Genomic DNA, 20,800 nt, shown 5'->3' with positions numbered 1-20,800 from the left:
TGTAATGGACGCCGAATTTATCCCTGGCTGAACTGCGACGCCAACTCACGCAACAGCACCTCGGCATCCAACACCTTGCCGACCACTTCCTCAGCCTTGTCACGGCTCAAGCCCAAGCGCTCCAGCAGTGCATCCGGAATCGCCTCATCCGGCCCGGAACCGATGCCGCGGCTGCGCAGCAAGCGCACCGCCAGGCACACCAGGTTCGGGTACTCGGCATATTGGCCGTCGTAGGTTGGGTCGTGCTGGAAGCGCAGGGCAGTGGACAGTTCGTCCGGCATGTCCCAGTAGCGCATCAGCCAGGCACCGATCTGCTCGCGGCTGATGCCCAGCAAATGTTGCTCGACATAGCTGTGGCACAGGTGCGGGTTGACCTCCAGGTGACGGCAGATCAGCGAGAAGTGCGGCGGGAACACGTGGGCCAGCAGCAGGTAACCGAAGTTGTGCAGCAGGCCGGCCAGGTACGTCAGGCCGGCTTCCGGGCGCTGCGCGCGCGGCATGGCGCGGGTCAGGCCTTCGATCACGGCGGCGGTGTAGATCGACTGGTGCCAGTACGGCGTGGACTGGTGCGGATGGTCTTTGGGCAGGCTCAGGGTTTTACCGAGGGCCAGGCCCAGCGCCAAGTTGATCACCAGATCAAAGCCCAGTACGCGCACGATGGCGTCTTCCACTGAGCGAATTTTGCCGGGCGAGGCGTAGTACGGCGATGCAGCCCAACTCACCACCTGGGCGGCCAGGGCCGGGTCGGTTTCCACCACGCCGGTGATGTCATCGATGGTTGCGTTGGGGTCGACGCGCAGCTTGATGATTTTTTGCGCAGTGTCGGCCAGCGGCGGAATCTCGATGGTCGCTTCCAGGCGTTGCTGAATACGGCGGGCGGTGAAGGCCTGCATCGCCTGGGTGATTTCCTCGCGGTCATCATTGGGGCGGTCGAGGTTGGGGCGAATGTTGCTCAAGGGCTCGCCGAAGTGCCCGGCGCTGGCTTTGGTGAGCATGGTCTTGAAATCGCCGCTGGCGATTTCCAGCAGCAGGCCGGCTTCGCCCGAATGCACCAGCAGGCTCGGCTCGCTGAGCAGGCTGCCTTCGTACAGGCAAGGCGAGCTGGTCAACGCAGGCAGGCCTGGCAGCAGGCTCAGGTCATGCTTGGCCAGCATGCGCTCGACGCGGTCCGGCGACACGGCCGTGAGGCGGCGGCCGGTCAGTTCGGCGAGGCGGTTGAGGTCAAGCAACTGGCTCTGCGGGAACAGCACCATGAGTGCGCCAACGGCATCTTCCAACAGCACCGCCTGGACCTTTCGCGCGGGATTCAGGCCGGCGTGTTCCGCCACTTCCGTGTAGGGGATGGCGAGCTTTGCGAGCAGAGCCCGAATGACCGGCGGGGCGGTCAGTGGGGCTGTGGCGAGGGCAACTTCTGACATGGCCTGATCCAATTTCGTACAGTCACCGAAGTATAACCAGCTTGTTACATGTGTTGGTTGGATAAGTGAGTCAGGCGTCACACTTGGCCGTATTGCTGCCCATGGCGCAGCCAGCGGTCGAGCAACGGGCTGACATGATCCGGCCAGCGTTCGAGCAGCGCTTGCGCGGCATCACGCACGGCGGGTAACAGGTCGGCATCGCGCATCAGGTCGGCGACTTTGAATTGCAGCAGGCCGGTCTGGCGGGTGCCGAGCATTTCGCCGGGGCCGCGCAGCTCGAGGTCTTTTTCGGCGATGACAAAACCGTCGTTGGTTTCGCGCATGATGCCCAGGCGCTGACGGCCGATCTGTGACAGCGGCGGGTGGTAGAGCAGCACGCAATGGCTGGCGGCGCTGCCCCGGCCGACGCGGCCGCGCAATTGGTGCAGTTGGGCGAGCCCCAGGCGTTCGGGGTTTTCGATGATCATCAGGCTGGCGTTGGGTACGTCCACACCTACTTCGATCACCGTGGTGGCGACCAGCAGTTGCAGGTTGCCGGCCTTGAATTCGGCCATGACGGCGGCTTTTTCCGCAGGCTTCATGCGGCCGTGGATCAGCCCGACCTTGAGCTCGCCCAAGGCACTGGTGAGGTCTTCAAAGGTGGTTTCGGCGGCCTGACAGGTCAGCTCTTCAGACTCCTCAATCAGCGTGCACACCCAGTAAGCCTGGCGGCCTTCGGCGCAGGCGCCGCGCACGCGCTCGATCACTTCCACGCGGCGGGTGTCGGTGACCAGCACGGTGTTGACCGGGGTGCGACCTGGCGGCAGTTCGTCGAGGATCGAGGTGTCGAGGTCGGCGTAGGCGCTCATGGCCAGGGTGCGCGGGATCGGCGTGGCGGTCATGATCAACTGGTGTGGGTTCATGCGCCCGCCCACACCTTTCTGACGCAGGGCCAGGCGTTGCTGCACGCCGAAGCGGTGCTGCTCGTCGATGATCACCAGTGCGAGGTTCTTGAACTGCACTTCGTCCTGAAACAACGCGTGGGTGCCCACCACCATCGGTGCGCCGCCGGCGATCTGTTCCAGCGCCGCCGCGCGGACCTTGCCCTTGAGCTTGCCGGCCAGCCATGCCACTTCCAGGCCCAGCGGTTCGAGCCAGCGCTTGAAGGTGATGAAGTGCTGTTCGGCGAGAATCTCGGTGGGCGCCATCAACGCCACTTGGTAACCGGCTTCCAGCGCCTGCAAGGCGGCGAGGGCGGCGACCACGGTCTTGCCCGCACCCACGTCACCCTGGATCAGGCGCAGCATCGGTTCGTGCTGACTGAGGTCGTAGGCGATTTCATTGCCAACGCGCTGCTGGGCACCGGTCGGCGCGAAGCCCAGGTTGGCCAAGTATTGCGCAGGCAGGCGCGTGGCTTTGGGCATTGCCGGCGCGCGCAGAGAGCGCATGCTTTCGCGCAGGCGTTGCTGGGACAATTGGTGCGTCAGCAGTTCTTCGAAGGCCAGGCGATGTTGCGCCCAGTGATGACCCAGCGCGAGCTCGTCTACATCGGCGTCGGCGGGCGGGTGATGCAGGTAGCGGATTGCATCGTCCAGCGGCGCCAGTTGGTAGTCGCGGGCCAGCTCCACCGGCAGCCAGTCGGGCAGGCTTTTTGGGCCGAGCATGGACAGGGTCTGCATGCACAGCTGACGCAGGCGCTGCTGGGTCAGGCCTTCGGTCAGCGGGTAGATCGGTGTGAGGGTGGTGTCCACCGGCGGTGGCTCGTCGCCGGTAATGGCGCGGTATTCCGGGTGGTAGATTTCCAGGCCGGACGCGCCAGGCCTCGCCTCACCGTAGCAACGCACGCGAGTGCCGCGCTTGAGGCCTTCCTTTTGTGCGTTGCTGAAATGGTAGAAGCGCAGGCTCAGGCCGCCCGTGCCGTCCTGCAGGCGCACGACCAGACTGCGGCGCTTGCCCATCACCACGTCGGCGCCACTGACGGTGCCTTCGACCACCGCGTCTTGCCCAGGGCGCAAATGGCCGATGGGCACCACACGCGTGCGGTCCTGATAACGCAGGGGCAGGTGGAACAGCACGTCCTGGAGGTTTTCCAGGCCGACCTTGGCCAACTTTTCGGCCATGGCTTCACCGACACCTTTGAGTGCGGTCACCGACACCTGCGACAACTCGGTCATACGTTTACTTAGCTCGCAGCAGGCGGCTTGGCCACCGAACACAGGCGGATCGAGTCGGCGAGGATTTCAATCGCTTTCGGGCGCGGGAAGCTGGCGCGCCAGGCGATTGCTACGGTGCGGAACGGCACCGGTGGCGTGAGTGGGCGCACTTCGATCACGCCGGGGGCGTAGTGATGGCTGTCGACTGCCGACAGCGGCAGGATCGAAATACCCAGGCCGGACGCCACCATGTGACGAATGGTTTCCAGGGAGCTGGATTCCACGGTGGTGTGCTTGGCGCCGTCGTTGCCTTTGGTCAGCGTCGGGCAGGCTTCGAGTACCTGGTCGCGGAAGCAGTGGCCTTCGCCGAGCAGCAGCAGGCTCTTGTCGTTGAGCAGGCCGGCGTCGATGGTGTCTTTTTGCGTCCACGGGTGGGAGGCGGGCATCAGCACGTAGAACGGCTCATCGTAGAGCGGCAGGGTCAGCACGTCTGCCTCGTTGAACGGCAGGGCGATGATGATCGCGTCCAGCTCACCGTTGCGCAGTTTGTCACGCAATACGTGGGTGAAGTTTTCTTCGATATACAGCGGCATCTGCGGCGCGACGCGGTGCAGTTGCGGGATCAGGTGCGGGAACAGGTACGGGCCGACGGTGTAGATGGCGCCGACTTTCAGTGGCGCAGTCAGCTGGTTCTTGCCGGCCTGGGCCAGCTCGCGAATGCTTTGGGCTTGTTCAAGCACCTTCTGAGCCTGGGCAACGATGCCTTCGCCCACCGGAGTGAGGCGCACGGCGCTCTTGCTGCGCTCGAAAATCAGCACACCGAGTTCGTCTTCAAGCTTTTTCACACCCACCGACAGCGTCGGCTGGCTGACATGGCAACGCTCGGCCGCGTGGCCGAAGTGCTGCTCTTGGGCGAGGGTCACGATGTAGCGTAATTCTGTAAGAGTCATAGCGGGCGTCCATGAGGTTGCGGGCCAAGCATACCGGCTGCAATCGATAGACGCACGTTATCAGAACTTTGGTCGGGATTGAGCGGGGAGTGCGGAGGATTTAGCTGAAAGATGGGTTTAGAGGCAACGAAATCAAATGTGGGAGTGGGCTTGCTCGCGAAAGCGGTGGATCAGCCAATAAATTCAATGACTGATACTCCGCATTCGCGAGCAGGCCCGCCCCCACACAAGCCCGCTCCTGCAATCTTTAGCGGCGGCGCTTCTCGATGTTGTAAACGAACGGCGCGACGATCTCGACGCTGCCGCCTTTCAACATGTCGGCCGGAGGCTTGGGCAGTGGCTGGGCACGACGGATCATGTCCAGGGTTGCGCGGTCCAGGTCGGCATTACCGGAGCGGCCCACCAACTCGTAGGACAGCACATTGCCTTCGGCATCGACCACAAAGCGCAGGCGGTTCAGGCCTTCCTTGCCACGCTGTTGGGCGCCTGGCGGGTACTTCTTGTACTTCTGCAAGTGCGCCAGCAGGGCACCTTCCCAGGACGCTTTGGCCGCCACCTGTGCTGGCGATGGGCCGGGCACTGGCTGGGCGGATTTTTCCGCCGGCGCGTTGGTCTGCGGGGATTCGCTCGGAGGGTCCTCGGAAGGTTTTTCCTTGGGCGGCTCGGGCTTCTTCTCCACCGGCTTGGGCGGCTGAGGTTTGGGCTTGGGCTTGACCGGCTTGGGCACCTGGATCGTCGGCTTGGGCGCCTCGGCCAGTTTCGGCAGGGGCAGCTCTTCGACCGGAGCAGGCGGCTGCGGCGGTGTGACCACCTTCGGTGGCGCCGGAGGCGGCGGTGCCGGCATCGGCGCCAGGTCAATGACCATAGCCGCCGGGGGCAATGTCACTTGGTGCGGCGCGGACCATTGAAGCGCGATGATGATCGCGACGGCATGCACGCCCAGCACGACGGCGAGGCTGGTGCCATAACGCGTCAGTTTGTGGCGCGTCGTGATCATTTCTTGGCTGCCGTCTCAAGTCCGACCAGGCCTACCTTGAGGTAGCCGGCTGCCCGCAGGGCATCCATCACGTTCATCAGGTCGCCGTAGTCCACGCCCTTGTCGGCCTGGAAGAAGATCGTCGTGTCTTTTTTGCCTTGGGTCTTGGCGTCGAGCACCGGGCCCAGGGTTTCAGCTTTGACTTCTTCTTCGCCCAGGAACAGGCGTTGGTCCGCCTTGACGCTGAGGAAGATCGGTTTCTCTGGCCGCGGCGCAGGCTTGGCGCTGGACGCGGGCAGGTCGACCTTGATGTCCACGGTGGCCAGCGGTGCCGCCACCATGAAGATGATCAGCAGCACCAGCATCACATCGATAAACGGCGTGACGTTGATTTCGTGGTTCTCGACGAGGTCATCGTCGCCTTGATTCAAATGCAGGCCCATGGCCGATTACCCCACTTTCACCATGTGCGGTTGCGAGCTGCGCTCGGTAGGCAGGTGATCGAGGTCGCGGCTGACCAGCAGCAGGACTTCTGCCGACGCGTCCGATACCTGGGCCTTGTAGCCGGCAATCGAACGGGCGAATACGTTGTAGATCACCACCGCAGGGATGGCGGCAACCAAGCCCAGGGCGGTAGCCAGCAGGGCTTCGGCGATGCCTGGGGCAACGACGGCGAGGTTGGTGGTCTGGGTTTTGGCGATGCCGATAAAGCTGTTCATGATGCCCCACACGGTGCCGAACAGGCCGACAAACGGCGCAGTCGAGCCGATGGTGGCCAGCACGCCGGTGCCGCTGCTCATGTTACGACCGCAGGCCGCAACCAGGCGCTCCAGGCGGAAGCTGACGCGCTCCTTGATGCCTTCTTTTTCGCGGGTATTGACCGACAGGCGCATTTCTTCCAGCGCGTCGTGTACCAGCAGGTTGGCCAGGGTGCCCTTCTTGGTCGCGGTGTCGCTGGCTTCCTTGAGGGTGGTGGCTTTTTTCAGGTGGACGATTTCAGTGCGCAAGCGACGCTTGGCGCCCAGCAGCTCGAAGCCTTTGCCGATCCAGATGGTCCAGGTAATGATCGAGGCGATGGCCAGGCCGATCATCACGGCTTTCACCACTACGTCAGCATTCTGGTACATGCCCCACGGCGACAGGTCATGTGCCATGCCCAGGCTGTTGTCTTCTTCCAATACAACACCGGAGTCGTCTGCCGGTGCTGGCGTTGCAGCCTGGGCCGGGTCGGTAGCGACTGGCGCGGCAGCAGGAGCAGCCGGGGTTGCTGCGTTGTGCTCGGCAGCCGCCGGAGCCGCTGGGGCAGTCGCGTCAGCGAACGCGGCGGTCGGTGCCAGCATTACGCTGAACAGCAGCGCAGCAATCGCACGCCAGGCGCGGGATGGGCTGTGAGGCTTGGTTGGCGAAGCGGGTTTTGTATTACGTGTCATGCTGGCCGGACCTGAGAGAAAAAAATGAGTGATCGTCCTGCCAGACCCTGTGGGTCGAGGACAAATGGGCGGTTATTATTGCAAGTAATTCTTGTTAACAAAAGTAATACAGTTACTTAATTTGTCCTTTTGCTGGCCGCTGGTCATCTTCGGCGGCTAATCTGCGCCTTTAAGAACGGAGTTTTATGATGTCTGCGCCTTCTGTTGTAATTGCCGGTTGCGGCGATGTGGGTAGTCGGCTGGCTAGCCAATTGCTGGCCTCGGAATGGGAGGTTCATGGCCTGCGCCGCGATGTTTCGCGGCTTCCCGAGGGTGTAATCGGTATCGCCGGTGACCTGTTCAAAAAGGACTGCCCGGACACTTGGCCGATCGGCGGGGTGGATTACCTGGTGTATTGCGCTGCGGCGACCGACCACGATGAGGCCGGCTATCGCGCTGCTTACGTGCAAGGGTTGCAGCATGTGTTGGAGTGGCTGAGCGACTACGGTCAGGCGCCCAAGCATTTACTGTTTGTGTCCAGCAGCAGCGTGTATGGCCAGCAGAACGGTGAATGGGTCGACGAAACGTCCGACACCCAGGCGAAGGGCTATTCCGGTCAAGTCATGCTGGAAGCCGAGCAAGTGGCGCTCAACAGCGGCATCCCGGCGAGCATCGTGCGGTTGACCGGCATTTACGGTCCCGGTCGCGAATGGCTGTTGACCCAGGTGCGCCAAGGCTATCGCGTGGCGGTTGATCCACCTTTATATGGCAACCGGATTCACGCGGATGACGCGGCGGGTTTGTTGGCCTTTTTGTTGCGGCATGTGGAGCAGGGCGGTTCGCTGGACAAGATTTACATCGGTGTGGACGATGCGCCCGCGCCGTTGGCTGAGGTAGTGGCCTGGCTGCGCGAGTATCTGGGTGTTACCGAGTGGTCAGAAGACGCCAGTGTGCGCCGTGCCGGCAGCAAGCAGTGCAGCAATGCCCGAGCGAAGGCGCTGGGCTGGGTGCCGACGTATTCGACCTATCGCGAAGGGTATGCGGCGATCCTGAAGGGCTAAAACACGGTCAAAAAAATGTGGGAGCTGGCTTGCTTGCGATGACGGTGTCACATCCAACAATGATGTGACTGATACACCGCTATCGCAGGCAAGCCAGCTCCCACATTTATATCCGCGTGAGGCTGCTTATTTCTTTTCCAGCAGCCACTGGCGAGGGCCAGGGGTGAAGGAAGGCACTTCATCCGTTTGCGAAGTGTTCACCGCCTGGAAGATTTCCAGCTGCTTGCCTTTGCGGGCAAAGATCCACGGGTTGCCCTGGCCGTTCAGTTGCAGCCAGATGCTGTCGTAGCCGCCGCTCATCGAGGCGCAGTCACCGGCCAGGCACAGCGAGTACCGGTCGACACCTGGCAAGCCGGCGACTTTGCCGTCAGCCTGGAACTGTACCGTGGCGCCGTCACCGGTGCCGTCGGTGATCTTCCAGTCGCCGCCCATGTAGGCTGCATACAGCGCGCGCTCGAAGTTGGCGCCCAGTGGCGCGCCTTCGGGGGCTGGGTCTTTGGCACGGGCAAACAGTTGCTCAGGCTCATTGTCGTTGGCCACTTGCAGCAGTTGCTTGCCTTTACGCTTGAGTTCGGTGGCGGAGCTGCCATAGAAGTCGACGCTCCAGGCGCCGGGTTTTTCGCTGACCAGCTTGCCTTCGGCGACTTCAAAACCGTTGTAGTAGCGCGCCTGGAAAGCCTTGGTGTTGACCTCCCACTCGAGGTTTGGGCCATAGGTTTGCAGCGCTTCACGCAAAGGGCCGCCCTTGGCAGCCGCGTTGATGGCGGCCTGGTTGATCCAGGTGCCACTCACATCCAGGTCGGCGGGGTTGCTGGCGCAGCCGCCGAGCAACAGGGCGAACGTTGATAAGGCTACAAGCGCTTTGCGCATTACTAAATCCTTCTGAAACGAAGTCGACGCAGCCTGTGAAGGCTGCGTCGGGTGTTTTACTCGATGACCAGAATCGCGTCCATCTCAACCTGCGCGCCCTTTGGCAGGGCGGCAACGCCGATGGCGGCGCGGGCTGGGTACGGCTGTTCGAAGTACTTGCCCATGATCTCGTTGACCTTGGCGAAGTGGCTCAGGTCGGTGAGGAAGATGTTCAGCTTGACGATGTCCTTGAACGAACCGCCGGCGGCTTCGGCAACGGACTTGAGGTTTTCGAAGACCTGGACGGTTTGTGCTTCAAAGCCTTCAACCAGTTCCATGGTCTTTGGGTCGAGCGGGATCTGGCCGGACATGTAGACGGTGTTGCCTGCCTTGATCGCCTGGGAGTAAGTACCGATGGCGGCGGGGGCCTTGTCGCTGGTGATAACAGTCTTGGTCATGAGTGACTCCTTGTAAGAGATCGGCTATGCACGCATGCGGGTGATGCGAATCACCCCGATCAGGGCGCGCAGTTTCTTGATCACGCGAGCCAGGTGCACGCGGTCGTGCACGCTGACCACCAGTTGGACCACGCTGATGCGGCCATCGCGCTCATCCATGCTGATTTTCTCGATATTGCCGTCGGCCGCGTTGACGCTGCTGGCCAGCAGGGCGATCAGGCCGCGCTGGTGCTCCAGCTCAACGCGCAGCTCGACGTTGAATTCGCCGGTAACATCCTTGGCCCAGGAGAGCTGGATGCATTTCTCGGGGTTGTGACGGATTTCAGTGATATTGCGGCAGTTGTCCAGGTGCACGACCATGCCTTTGCCTGCAGACAGGTGCCCGACAATCGGGTCGCCCGGAATCGGCGTGCAGCATTTGGCGTAGCTGAGTACCAGGCCTTCAGTGCCGCGAATTGCCAGCGGGCCTTCGGGGCTTGGCAGCTGTTCGCCTTCGCCAAGCAGGCGACGGGCGACTACATAGGCCATGCGGTTGCCCAGGCCGATATCTTCCAGCAAGTCTTCGATGGTTTCCTGGCGATACTCGTGGAGCATCGCCTGTACGCGCTCGGCCGGGATCTTCTCCAGGGCGCTGTCGAAACCGTTGAGCACCTTGTTCAGCAGGCGTTCGCCGAGGCTGATGGATTCGGAGCGACGCTGCAGTTTGAGGGCGTGGCGAATATGCGTACGCGCCTTGCCGGTGACCACAAAATTGAGCCAGGCCGGGTTCGGGCGTGCGCCCGGTGCGCTGACGATCTCGACCGTGGAGCCGCTTTGCAGCGGTTCGGACAGCGGCGCGAGACGACGGTTGATCCGGCAAGCGATGCAGCTGTTGCCGACGTCGGTGTGCACCGCGTAGGCAAAGTCGACCGCCGTGGAGCCTTTGGGCAGCTCCATGATCCGGCCTTTGGGCGTAAACACGTAGACCTCGTCCGGGAACAGGTCGATCTTCACGCTTTCGATGAATTCCAGGGAGTTGCCGGCACGTTGCTGCATTTCCAGCACGCCTTTGACCCACTGACGGGCGCGGGCATGCGTGCCCTTCGGTTGCTCGTCACCGCTGGATTTGTACAGCCAATGGGCGGCGATGCCGTTGTTGGCCATCTCTTCCATTTCCCGGGTGCGGATCTGAATCTCGATCGGCACCCCGTGCATACCGAACAGCGTGGTATGCAGCGACTGATAGCCGTTGGCCTTGGGAATGGCGATGTAGTCCTTGAAGCGGCCCGGCAGGGGTTTGTACAAATTATGTACAGCACCCAGCACGCGGTAGCAGGTGTCGACCTTGTCGACGATGATGCGGAACGCGTACACGTCCATGATCTCGTTGAAGGCGCGACGCTTGCCGCGCATCTTCTTGTAGATGCCATAGATGTGCTTTTGTCGGCCGCTGACCTCGCCTTCAATCTCGTCGATCGCCAGGCAATGGCTCAGCGACTCTTCGATCTTGTTGACGATTTCCTTGCGATTGCCCCGGGCGCGCTTGACTGCCTGGTAGATGCGCGCGGAGCGCATCGGATGCATGGCCTTGAAGCCGAGGTCTTCGAATTCGATACGAATGGCGTGCATGCCCAGCCGGTTGGCGATGGGCGCGTAGATTTCCAGGGTTTCCTTGGCGATGCGCCGGCGTTTTTCGCCGGACAGCACTTCCAGCGTGCGCATGTTGTGCAGCCGGTCGGCCAGCTTGACCAGGATCACCCGAATGTCTCGGGCCATGGCCATGGCCATCTTCTGGAAGTTTTCCGCCTGGGCTTCGGCCTTGGTCTCGAAGTTCATCTGGGTCAGCTTGCTGACCCCGTCGACCAGTTCGGCCACGGTTTCGCCAAATTGCGCACTGAGCGCTTCCTTGGCAATGCCGGTGTCTTCGATTACGTCATGCAGCATCGCGGCCATCAGGCTCTGATGGTCCATGTGCATGTCGGCTAGAATATTTGCCACGGCAAGAGGATGCGTGACATACGCCTCGCCACTGCGTCGGCGTTGGCCGTCGTGGGCTTGTTCGGCGTAGAAATACGCTCGGCGGACCAGGTTGACCTGGTCTGGGCCGAGGTAGGCCGATAAGCGATCGGCGAGGGCGTCTATGCTCGGCAAAGTGTTAACTCCTGCCGTTGGCTGTGACCCCGCGCCGTGCTACGTCGACCAGGCATAGGCTTAGACGGCCTCGTTGGACTCGTCCTCGAACGCTGCAAACAGCGGTTCGTCTTCAACGATTTCGGCGTTGGCGATGAACTCGTAGCTCATCAGGCCTTCAGCGATTTCACGCAGGGCGACAACGGTAGGCTTGTCATTTTCCCACTGGACCAGGGGCTCTTTGCCGCCAGTGGCCAGTTGACGGGCACGCTTGGTAGAGAGCATGACCAGCTCAAAGCGGTTATCCACGTGTTCTAGGCAGTCTTCAACGGTTACGCGGGCCATGGTATTCCTCGGAGCGAATGCAAGATGCGCGCTGCCCGGTTGGGCGAGCGGACTGAACAGTTTAAAAAATCACCAGCGTTTAGGGAAGCGCTGATTTCTCGCAAGCCCTCGCAAAACCGCTACAAGTGCCAATGTAAAGCCCTTGCAGCCGTTTTGGGAAGAGCCAATCAGCCGAGCAGTTCGGCGAGTAATTTGCCAAAACGCTGCTGTTGGCGCTTTTGCTGGAGCTGATTGGTGCGGAAAATCGCCTTCAAATCGTCCAGGGCATGGGCGAAATCGTCATTGATGATCAAGTAGTCGTAGTCGACGTAGTGGCTCATTTCGCTGACGGCTTCACGCATGCGGCCTTCGATGATCTCGTCGCTGTCCTGGCCGCGATTGGTCAGGCGCTGGTGCAGGGCTTCAAGCGAAGGCGGCAGGATGAAGATCGAGCGCGCCTTGGGCATCAGCTGACGCACTTGCTCGGCGCCCTGCCAGTCGATTTCCAGGATCAGGTCGTGGCCTTCGTCCAGCGTCTGCTGCAAATGGCTTTGCGAGGTGCCGTAGAGGTTACCGAACACTTCGGCGCGCTCCAGGAAGTCACCGTGTTCGATCATCTTCACGAACTCGGTGCGCTCGACGAAGTGATAGTGCACGCCGTTCACTTCGCCCGGGCGCATGGCGCGGGTGGTGTGCGAGACCGAGATGCGGATCTGCTCGTCAGCGTCGGTGAGGGCCTTGACCAGGCTGCTTTTGCCCGCGCCCGAAGGGGCGGAAATGATGTAAAGGGTGCCGGTGCTGTGGGTCATGAAAGTTGCCTTACTCAATATTCTGTACTTGTTCGCGCATCTGCTCGATCAACACTTTGAGGTTGACCGCAGCCGTAGTGCTGCGCGGATCAAACGCCTTGGAGCCTAGTGTATTGGCTTCGCGGTTGAGTTCCTGCATCAGGAAGTCCAGGCGCCGACCAGCGGCACCGGCGGACTTTAATACGCGGCGCACTTCGAGGATGTGGGTACTCAGGCGGTCGAGCTCTTCGGCCACGTCACTCTTCTGCGCCAGCAGGACCATCTCCTGCTCCAGGCGCGTCGGGTCGAGGTCGGCCTTCATGTCGGTGAAGCGGTCCAGGACTTTCTGGCGCTGGGTGGCGAGCATCTGCGGCACCAGCTCGCGCAGGGTGACCACGTCTTCTTCAATCGAGGTCAGGCGCTCGTTGATCAGGCGCGCCAGTTCAGCGCCTTCTCGCTCGCGGCCGGCCTTGAGCTCCTTCAAGCCCTGGGTGAACAGGGCGAGGGCTTCGGCGTTGAGAGCCTGCGGGTCGGTGGCGTCGGCCACCAGTACGCCAGGCCAGGCCAGCACTTCCAGCGGGTTTAGCGCGGCAGGCTGTTTGATCAGGCCAGCGATGGTTTCAGCGGCGGCGACCAGTTGCGCGGCGCGGTCGCGGTCGACCTGCAGCGGCTTGCCGGTGGTTTCTTCGGTAAAACGCAGGGTGCATTCCAGCTTGCCGCGGGAAATGCCCTGGCGCAGTGCTTCACGTACGGCGCCTTCGAGGTCGCGGAAGGATTCCGGCAGGCGCAGGTGCGGCTCCAGGTAACGGCTGTTGACCGAGCGCAGTTCCCAGCTCAGGGTGCCTTGGGCGCCGGCTTTTTCGACGCGGGCGAAGGCGGTCATGCTGTGCACCATGGAAGTACCTCGCGATGCAGTCCCGCAAATACGGGCTGATGGGTAAATTGAAGCCGACAGGCTGCGAAGGCGCAGGATTGTAGCGCAGTGAGGCGAGCGCGCCCAAACAATGGGCGCCAGGCTAATCATTCGTAACCGAATTTTTTAGAAGTGCCCCGAAACGGTTCGCGGCTCTATAATGCTCGGCAGTTTTTCGTCCTCCGTACAGGTATCCCCTATGAAACGTCCAAGTGGTCGCGCTGCCGATCAGCTCCGCTCGATCCGCCTCACCCGCAACTACACCAAACACGCCGAGGGATCTGTACTGGTCGAGTTTGGCGATACCAAGGTGATCTGCACCGTCAGCGTCGAAAACGGCGTGCCGCGTTTCCTCAAGGGCCAGGGCCAGGGTTGGTTGACTGCCGAGTACGGCATGCTGCCGCGCGCCACCGGCGAGCGTAACCAGCGTGAAGCCAGCCGTGGCAAACAAGGCGGCCGCACCCTGGAGATCCAGCGTCTGATCGGTCGTTCGCTGCGCGCAGCCTTGGACATGTCCAAGCTGGGCGACGTGACCCTGTACGTCGATTGCGACGTGATCCAGGCTGACGGCGGCACCCGCACTGCTTCCATCACCGGCGCCATGGTGGCCCTGGTTGACGCACTGAAAGTGATCAAGAAGCGTGGCGGCCTGAAAGCCGGCGACCCGCTCAAGCAGATGATCGCCGCCGTATCGGTTGGCATGTACCAGGGCGAGCCCGTACTGGACCTGGACTACCTGGAAGACTCGGCTGCCGAGACCGACCTGAACGTGGTAATGACCAGCACTGGTGGTTTCATCGAAGTGCAGGGCACCGCTGAAGGCGCGCCATTCCAGCCGGCGGACCTGAACGCCATGCTGGCACTGGCCCAGAAAGGCATGACCGAAATCTTCGAACTGCAGAACGCCGCACTGGCTGACTGATTCGGCCCCAAGGAGAAACGCTATGAATGACAGCCAACTGCCGGTGCCCACGCCTTCCTATGAAGTGCGTCAGGGCGCAATGTTGTGTCACCTCGCGGCGTTTCTGGGGTTTGTGTTCCCCTTCGGCAGTGTCATAGGGCCGCTGATCCTGTGGCAGATGAAGAAGGAAGTGGACCCGTTCATTGATGATCAGGGCAAGGAAGCCTTGAACTTCCAGATCACCGTGGCCATTGCCTGGCTGGTTTGCATCGTGCTGGCCTTCGCCATAATTGGTTTTTTCCTGATGACTGCGCTGGCAATCGCGACCGTGGTGCTGACGATCATCGGTTCGATCAAGGCCAACAAGGGGATCGCTTATCGCTATCCCTTCACTTGGCGGCTGGTCAAATAATGAGCGCCCACAAAAAAACCGACAGCGATGTCGGTTTTTTTGTGCCTGGAAAAAGACCTCAGATGGTCAGTGTCCAGTCGTAGTCCACGATCAGCGGCGCATGCTGCGAGAAGCGTGGCTGACGCGGCAGGCGTGCGCTGCGAACAAAACGGCGCAGGCCTGGAGTCAGCAGCTGGTAGTCGAAACGCCAGCCCAGGTTGAGCATCTCAGCCTGTTCGTTATCCGGCCACCAGCTGTACTGGTCGCCTTCACGGCTGACTTCGCGCAGGGCATCGACATAGCCCATGTTGCCGACAATCTCGTCCATCCAAGCACGCTCAGGTGCCAGGAAGCCCGGGGATTGCTGGCTGTCGCGCCAGTTCTTGATATCCAGCTTTTGTTGCGCCACATACAGCGAGCCACAGTAAATGTACTCGCGACGTTTGCGCCGCTGTTTATCCAAGTAACGGGCGAAATCGTCCATTAGCTTGAACTTCTGGTTCAAGTCTTCATCGCCGTTCTGCCCCGAAGGGAGCAGCAAGGTCGCGATGCTGACCTTGTCGAAATCGGCTTGCAGGTAGCGCCCGTAGCGGTCGGCTGTCTCGAAGCCGAGGCCGCTGATGACCGCCTTGGGTTGCAACCGCGAGTACAAAGCCACGCCACCTTGGGTGGGCACTTCGGCATCGCAGGCATAAAGGAAGTAGCCATCCAGTTGGAAGGCTGGGTCGTCCAGTTCAAAGGCGGAGGCGCGGGTGTCCTGCAGGCAGATGACGTCGGCATTCTGTGCTTGCAGCCAACTGAGCAAACCACGCTCGACTGCAGCCTGAATACCATTGACGTTCACACTGATGATCCGCATAAATGGCCCCAAAAATCGCGTGCGTGTATGATACACGCCGTCTACCTAATTAGCTAAATCCGTGGTATCTGAGGCTTTTTTCATGCAGGCGTATCAACGCGATTTCATTCGTTTTGCCATCGATCGCGGCGTTTTACGCTTCGGTGAGTTCACGTTGAAGTCCGGGCGTACCAGCCCGTACTTCTTCAATGCAGGCTTGTTCAACTCGGGTTCGGCCCTGGCTCAGCTGGGTCGTTTCTACGCGGCAGCCATCGTTGAAAGCGGCATTTCCTTCGACGTACTGTTCGGTCCAGCCTACAAGGGCATCCCGCTGGCGGCCGCGACTGCCGTGGCGTTGGCTGAACATCACGGGCTGGACCTGCCGTGGTGCTTCAACCGCAAAGAGGCCAAGGCCCATGGCGAAGGTGGCAGCCTGGTGGGTGCTCCGCTCAAGGGCGACGTGCTGATCATCGACGACGTGATCACCGCCGGCACCGCCATCCGTGAAGTGATGCAGATCATTGCTTCCCAGGACGGCGCCAAGGCGGCCGGCGTGCTGATCGCACTGAACCGCCAGGAGCGCGGCAATGGCGAGTTGTCGGCGATCCAGGAAGTTGAACGTGATTTCGGCATTCCGGTGGTGAGTATCGTGTCGCTGAACCAGGTGTTGCAGTTCCTGGAAGATGACCCACAGCTCAAGCAGCATTTGCCGGCGGTCAAAGCGTACCGCGAGCAGTTCGGCGTCTGAGGCGATCTAAAGGCATCGCAAACCCCTTGTGGGAGCGGGCTTGCTCGCGAAAGCGGTCGGTCATTCAGCAGATGTATTGGCTGACACTCCGCATTCGCGAGCAAGCCTGCTCCCACATTGGATTGCATTTCACCTTGAAGACCTCATAAAAAAGGCCCCGCTCAATTTGATTGAGCGGGGCCTTTTGTTTTTCAGCGTTTAAGGACGCTTGCGGTTACTGATCAACGTGCCCACACCGGTATCGGTGAAGATTTCCAGCAGGATCGCATTCGGCACGCGCCCATCCAGGATCAGCGAACTACCCACGCCGCCTTGCACTGCTTCCAGTGCGCAACGGATTTTCGGCAGCATGCCGCCATAGATGGTGCCGTCGGCGATCAGCTCGTCGACTTGCTGGGTAGTCAGGCCGGTCAAAACCTTGCCTTCCTTGTCCATCAGGCCGGCGATGTTGGTCAGCAGCATCAGCTTTTCAGCCTTCAGCGCCTCGGCCACCTTGCCGGCTACCAGGTCGGCGTTGATGTTGTAGGACTCACCGTTGGCACCCACGCCGATTGGCGCGATCACCGGGATGAAATCGCCCTTGACCAGCAGGTTCAGCAGGTCGGTGTTGATACCGATCACTTCGCCTACCTGACCAATGTCGATGATTTCCGGCTGGGTCATCTCCGGCGTCTGACGGGTAACGGTCAGCTTTTTCGCGCGGATCAGCTCCGCGTCCTTGCCGGTCAGGCCGATGGCGCTGCCGCCATGACGGTTGATCAGGTTGACGATGTCTTTGTTGACCTGGCCGCCGAGGACCATCTCCACCACGTCCATGGTTTGCGCGTCAGTGACGCGCATGCCATCGATGAAGTGACTCTCGATCGACAAACGCTTGAGCAGGTCGCCGATTTGCGGGCCACCACCGTGCACCACCACCGGGTTGATCCCGACGGCTTTCATCAACACGATGTCGCGGGCAAAGCCGGTTTTCAGCTCATCGCTTTCCATGGCATTGCCGCCGTACTTGATCACCAACGTCTTGCCGACGTAGCGTCGAATGTAAGGCAACGCTTCGGACAGGACCTTGGCAGTATTGGCAGCGGCTTCGCGTTCGAGGGTCATTCAGGGCTCCGGTAAAAAATCAGAACGGTAATTGGAGATCAGGGGCAACACGTTTCAATTGGGCGTGGAACACGTCCTTGATGCGCTGCAACTCAGCCTCGGTATCCGCCTCGAAACGCAGGACCAGCACCGGTGTGGTGTTGGACGCGCGAACCAGGCCCCAGCCTTTGGCGTAATCGACTCGCACACCATCAATGGTGGTCAGGTTGGCGCCTTCACCCCATTGCGCATCGTGCAGTGCGTCAATGATGCTGAATTTGCTCTCCTCGGTCACATGGATATTGATCTCTGGCGTAGAAATATCATTCGGAAAGGTCTGAAACAGCTCCTGCGCCGTGGATTTTTCCTTGCTGAGGATCTCCAGCAGACGGGCGGCGCTGTAAATGCCGTCGTCAAACCCGAACCAGCGCTCTTTGAAGAACACGTGGCCGCTCATTTCGCCGGCCAACAGCGCGCCGGTTTCCTTCATTTTCTTTTTGATCAACGAGTGGCCGGTCTTCCACATTAGTGGGCGACCGCCGTATTCCTTGATCAGCGGCGTAAGGCGGCGGGTGCATTTCACGTCGAAGATGATTTCGGCGTTGGGGTTGCGGGCCACCACGTCACGGGCAAACAGCATCAGCAGGCGGTCAGCGAACACGTTTTCGCCAGTGTTTGTTACTACGCCAACACGGTCGCCGTCACCGTCAAAGGCCAGGCCTACATCGGCGCCGGTTTCCTTGACCTTGGCGATCAGGTCTACCAGGTTTTCAGGCTTGCCCGGGTCCGGGTGGTGGTTGGGGAAGTTGCCGTCGACGTCGCAGAACAGCGGGATCACTTCGCAGTTCAGGGCTTCGAGCAGTTGCGGGGCGATTACGCCGGCCGCGCCGTTGCCGCAGTCCACTACCACTTTGAGGCGGCGGGCAAGTTTGACGTCACCGGTGATCTGGTCGGAGTAGCGTTGAAGAATGTCGACCTTGGTGACGCTGCCGGTGCCGCTGGTCAGGTCGTTGGTCTTCAGGCGGTCGTGCAGGGCCTGGATCTGCTCGTTGGCCAGGGTGTCACCGGCGATGACAATCTTGAAACCGTTGTAGTCCGATGGGTTATGGCTGCCGGTGAGCATCACCCCGGACTTGCCGGCCAGTACGTTGGCTGCGTAGTACAGCGCAGGCGTTGGCACCAGGCCGACATCGCTGACGTGGCAGCCGCTGTCGGCCAGGCCCTGGATCAGTTGCTCGACCAGCTCGGGGCCGGACAAGCGGCCATCACGGCCGACCGAGACGTTGGGTTCGCCCTGGGCCAGGCTCTGGGAGCCGATGGCGCGGCCGATCCAGTAGGCGGTTTCGGCAGTCAGGGTCTTAGGCACGACGCCACGAATGTCGTAGGCGCGAAAGATGCTGTCGGGGAATGTCGGGGCTACTCGGGCTGCGGTACTCATCGCGTGGGGAAACTCCATCTGAAAGGGGCAAGGCTGGCCTGAATGTGGCTGACCGGCGGGCGCAAACTGAAGGGTATGACGGCTTTTTCGGCAGAGAGTTCGTGGTGCAAAAATGCCACTGGCGCGGGTGCTCTGTGTTTGTGGCTGCGTAATACGTTGATTTCAATGGTGAAATCTCGCTGATTGGGACCGCGCATTCTTCGTCCTGAAAAGCCTTGCGGTGGCGTCGGGCCGGACAAAGGTGTCCGGCCTGATTCAGCTTGGTCAGTGGCTGCCGGAATGCCCGAAACCGCCTGCGCCGCGCTGGGTCTCGTCGAATTCCTGCACCAGCTCGAAGTGCGCCTGCACCACCGGCACCAGTACCAGCTGGGCGATACGCTCGCCGACGGCGATGTTGAAAGCGGTTTGGCCACGGTTCCAGCACGACACCATCAGCTCGCCCTGGTAATCGGAGTCGATCAGGCCGACCAGGTTGCCCAGCACGATGCCGTGTTTATGGCCCAGGCCGGAGCGCGGCAGGATCAATGCCGCCAGGCCCGGATCGCCGACGTAGATCGACAGGCCGGTCGGGATCAGAAGGGTCTGGCCTGGCTCGAGGACGGTGTCTTCCTTGAGCATGGCGCGCAGGTCCAGCCCGGCGGAGCCTGGGGTGGCGTAGTCCGGCAGTGGGAATTCGTTGCCGATGCGTGGGTCGAGGATCTTGGCTTGCAAAGCGTGCATGTAAATTAAACCTGGTTCAGCCGTTGGGCGATAAATGAGATCAGTTGGCGGGCAATCTTGCCTTTGCTGGTCTGGGCGAAAACGGTGGCGTGCAACTCGCGGTCGATCACGCTGATGGCATTTTCCTCGCTGTTGAAGCCGATGCTCGGGTTGGCGACATCATTGGCAACGATCAGGTCGAGGTTTTTGTCTTTCAGTTTGCGTGCGGCGTAGTCCAGCAGGTGCTCGGTCTCGGCGGCAAAGCCGACGCTGAACGGGCGGTCCGGGCGCGTGGCGATGGTTGCCAGGATGTCCGGGTTGCGCACCATTTGCAGGAGCAGGCCGTCGCCGCTTGTAGGGTCTTTCTTAAGCTTTTGCGGGGCGACGACTTCAGGGCGGTAGTCCGCAACCGCAGCCGAGGCGATAAACAGGTCGCAGGGAATGGCGGCCTCACACGCCGCCAACATGTCCCGGGCGCTGACTACGTCGATGCGCGTGACCCGATCAGGGGTCGGTAAGTGCACCGGGCCGGTGATCAAGGTGACGCGCGCGCCTGCCTCGACCGCAGCTTCCGCCAAGGCAAAGCCCATTTTCCCTGAGCTATGGTTGGTGATGTAGCGCACCGGGTCGATGTTTTCCTGGGTCGGGCCGGCGGTGATCAGCACGTGCTTGCCGGTGAGGGCCAGGTGCTGGAAGCACTCGGCGGCGCACAGCGCCAGGTCGGTGGCTTCGAGCATGCGGCCCATGCCGACGTCGCCGCAGGCCTGGCTGCCGGACGCCGGGCCGAACACCTTGAGGCCTCGGCTTTGCAGCAGTTGGGTATTGGCCTGGGTGGCCGGGTCGCGCCACATGGCCTGGTTCATGGCCGGGGCAATGGCGACGGTGGCGTCGGTGGCCAGTACCAACGTGGTCAGCAGGTCATCGGCGATGCCTTGGGCCAGGCGGGCGATCAGGTCGGCGGTGGCCGGGGCGATCAGCACCAGGTCGGCCCATTTGGCCAGCTCGATATGGCCCATGGCGGCTTCGGCTGCCGGGTCCAGCAGGTCGAGGTGAACCGGGTGGCCGGACAGGGCTTGCATGGTCAGTGGGGTGATGAACTCACTGCCACCGCGAGTCATGACCACGCGCACTTCGGCGCCCTGGTCCAGGAGCCTGCGAACCAGCTCTGCGCTCTTGTAGGCGGCAATGCCGCCGCCGACGCCGAGAACGATGCGTTTCCGATACAGACGCTGCATTGGTTTGCCTTTCCAGTTCAGTGATGCCAGTTCAGTGACGCCTGCGATGCCCCCTCCCCAGGAGAAATCGCACGCAAAAA

Annotated in this window: 20 protein-coding genes and 1 pseudogene; 4 read left to right on the top strand and 17 right to left on the bottom strand. The window is 61.4% G+C overall.

Annotation, left to right across the window (positions count from 1 at the left end):
* Window positions 1-17: 17 nt before the first annotated feature.
* The 6 genes from ACA065_RS30090 to exbB all read right to left on the bottom strand — a co-directional run bounded on the left by ACA065_RS30090 (window position 18) and on the right by exbB (window position 6,906).
* Window positions 18-1,418: an aminoacyl-tRNA deacylase and HDOD domain-containing protein gene (locus tag ACA065_RS30090; RefSeq protein ID WP_497692693.1), complete on the bottom strand. Its 1,401-nt coding sequence runs from the start codon at window positions 1,416-1,418 to the stop codon at window positions 18-20.
* A 77-nt stretch (window positions 1,419-1,495) separates the two neighbouring features.
* Complete coding sequence (gene recG / locus ACA065_RS30085) at window positions 1,496-3,571, bottom strand: ATP-dependent DNA helicase RecG (protein WP_497692692.1); 2,076 nt, start codon at window positions 3,569-3,571, stop codon at window positions 1,496-1,498.
* A gap of 8 nt (window positions 3,572-3,579) precedes the next feature.
* Window positions 3,580-4,500: a hydrogen peroxide-inducible genes activator gene (locus ACA065_RS30080; protein WP_015886540.1), complete on the bottom strand. Its 921-nt coding sequence runs from the start codon at window positions 4,498-4,500 to the stop codon at window positions 3,580-3,582.
* A 247-nt stretch (window positions 4,501-4,747) separates the two neighbouring features.
* Window positions 4,748-5,497 carry an energy transducer TonB family protein gene (locus ACA065_RS30075; RefSeq protein ID WP_497692691.1) on the bottom strand — a complete coding sequence of 250 codons (750 nt, stop codon included), beginning with the start codon at window positions 5,495-5,497 and terminating at the stop codon, window positions 4,748-4,750.
* Window positions 5,494-5,919 (bottom strand): TonB system transport protein ExbD, encoded by a 426-nt coding sequence (gene exbD, locus ACA065_RS30070; protein WP_497692690.1) that lies wholly within the window; start codon window positions 5,917-5,919, stop codon window positions 5,494-5,496. Before exbD ends, ACA065_RS30075 begins: the two co-directional genes overlap by 4 nt.
* A 6-nt stretch (window positions 5,920-5,925) precedes the next feature.
* Window positions 5,926-6,906 (bottom strand): tonB-system energizer ExbB, encoded by a 981-nt coding sequence (gene exbB / locus ACA065_RS30065; RefSeq protein WP_497692689.1) that lies wholly within the window; start codon window positions 6,904-6,906, stop codon window positions 5,926-5,928.
* Window positions 6,907-7,094: 188 nt separating this feature from the next.
* On the opposite strand from exbB, the gene ACA065_RS30060 reads away from it, so the two are divergent.
* On the top strand, window positions 7,095-7,946 hold the full coding sequence (locus ACA065_RS30060) for an SDR family oxidoreductase (protein ID WP_497692688.1): 852 nt from the start codon (window positions 7,095-7,097) through the stop codon (window positions 7,944-7,946).
* Window positions 7,947-8,072: 126 nt separating this feature from the next.
* On the opposite strand, the gene ACA065_RS30055 is transcribed toward ACA065_RS30060, so the two are convergent.
* From ACA065_RS30055 to ACA065_RS30030, 6 genes are all read right to left on the bottom strand, one after another.
* Complete coding sequence (locus ACA065_RS30055) at window positions 8,073-8,816, bottom strand: hypothetical protein (RefSeq protein WP_497692687.1); 744 nt, start codon at window positions 8,814-8,816, stop codon at window positions 8,073-8,075.
* 56 nt (window positions 8,817-8,872) lie between these two features.
* On the bottom strand, window positions 8,873-9,253 hold the full coding sequence (locus tag ACA065_RS30050; RefSeq protein WP_003176922.1) for a RidA family protein: 381 nt from the start codon (window positions 9,251-9,253) through the stop codon (window positions 8,873-8,875).
* 24 nt (window positions 9,254-9,277) lie between these two features.
* Window positions 9,278-11,383 (bottom strand): bifunctional GTP diphosphokinase/guanosine-3',5'-bis pyrophosphate 3'-pyrophosphohydrolase, encoded by a 2,106-nt coding sequence (gene spoT / locus ACA065_RS30045; RefSeq protein WP_497692686.1) that lies wholly within the window; start codon window positions 11,381-11,383, stop codon window positions 9,278-9,280.
* Window positions 11,384-11,443: 60 nt separating this feature from the next.
* Window positions 11,444-11,707 (bottom strand): DNA-directed RNA polymerase subunit omega, encoded by a 264-nt coding sequence (rpoZ, locus tag ACA065_RS30040; RefSeq protein WP_003176920.1) that lies wholly within the window; start codon window positions 11,705-11,707, stop codon window positions 11,444-11,446.
* Between the two features lie 167 nt (window positions 11,708-11,874).
* Window positions 11,875-12,495, bottom strand: coding sequence for a guanylate kinase (gene gmk, locus ACA065_RS30035; protein ID WP_010168203.1), 621 nt, complete (start codon window positions 12,493-12,495; stop codon window positions 11,875-11,877).
* Between the two features lie 10 nt (window positions 12,496-12,505).
* The gene (locus ACA065_RS30030; RefSeq protein WP_497692685.1) at window positions 12,506-13,369 is read right to left on the bottom strand and encodes a YicC/YloC family endoribonuclease; all 864 of its coding nucleotides are present in this window, start codon (window positions 13,367-13,369) and stop codon (window positions 12,506-12,508) included.
* 217 nt (window positions 13,370-13,586) lie between these two features.
* Between ACA065_RS30030 and rph the strand changes: the two genes are divergently transcribed.
* Entirely contained in the window at window positions 13,587-14,309 is a 723-nt protein-coding gene (gene rph / locus ACA065_RS30025; protein ID WP_497692684.1) for a ribonuclease PH, read from the top strand.
* A 22-nt stretch (window positions 14,310-14,331) separates the two neighbouring features.
* On the top strand, window positions 14,332-14,700 hold the full coding sequence (locus ACA065_RS30020) for a DUF4870 domain-containing protein (protein ID WP_497692683.1): 369 nt from the start codon (window positions 14,332-14,334) through the stop codon (window positions 14,698-14,700).
* 58 nt (window positions 14,701-14,758) lie between these two features.
* Here ACA065_RS30020 and crc read toward each other — a convergent pair whose 3' ends face one another.
* Window positions 14,759-15,538 carry a catabolite repression control protein Crc gene (gene crc / locus ACA065_RS30015; protein ID WP_003195493.1) on the bottom strand — a complete coding sequence of 260 codons (780 nt, stop codon included), beginning with the start codon at window positions 15,536-15,538 and terminating at the stop codon, window positions 14,759-14,761.
* 82 nt (window positions 15,539-15,620) lie between these two features.
* Here crc and pyrE point away from each other — a divergent pair, with 82 nt between their 5' ends.
* Window positions 15,621-16,265, top strand: coding sequence for an orotate phosphoribosyltransferase (gene pyrE, locus ACA065_RS30010; protein WP_063033848.1), 645 nt, complete (start codon window positions 15,621-15,623; stop codon window positions 16,263-16,265).
* Between the two features lie 198 nt (window positions 16,266-16,463).
* On the opposite strand, the gene argB is transcribed toward pyrE, so the two are convergent.
* The 4 genes and pseudogenes from argB to coaBC form a co-directional block, all read right to left on the bottom strand.
* Complete coding sequence (argB, locus tag ACA065_RS30005; RefSeq protein ID WP_015886532.1) at window positions 16,464-17,369, bottom strand: acetylglutamate kinase; 906 nt, start codon at window positions 17,367-17,369, stop codon at window positions 16,464-16,466.
* 19 nt (window positions 17,370-17,388) lie between these two features.
* Window positions 17,389-18,786, bottom strand: a pseudogene (locus ACA065_RS30000) (phosphomannomutase/phosphoglucomutase); the annotation flags it as partial.
* 264 nt (window positions 18,787-19,050) lie between these two features.
* Window positions 19,051-19,506: a dUTP diphosphatase gene (gene dut, locus ACA065_RS29995; protein ID WP_497692682.1), complete on the bottom strand. Its 456-nt coding sequence runs from the start codon at window positions 19,504-19,506 to the stop codon at window positions 19,051-19,053.
* A 5-nt stretch (window positions 19,507-19,511) separates the two neighbouring features.
* Window positions 19,512-20,720 (bottom strand): bifunctional phosphopantothenoylcysteine decarboxylase/phosphopantothenate--cysteine ligase CoaBC, encoded by a 1,209-nt coding sequence (coaBC, locus tag ACA065_RS29990; RefSeq protein ID WP_048723622.1) that lies wholly within the window; start codon window positions 20,718-20,720, stop codon window positions 19,512-19,514.
* Between the last annotated feature and the right edge of the window lie 80 nt (window positions 20,721-20,800).

This window comes from Pseudomonas sp. LBUM1640, from assembly GCF_059716225.1.
The sequence above is the reverse complement of the archived record's forward strand: the minus strand, read 5'-3'. Positions and strand labels throughout refer to the sequence as shown.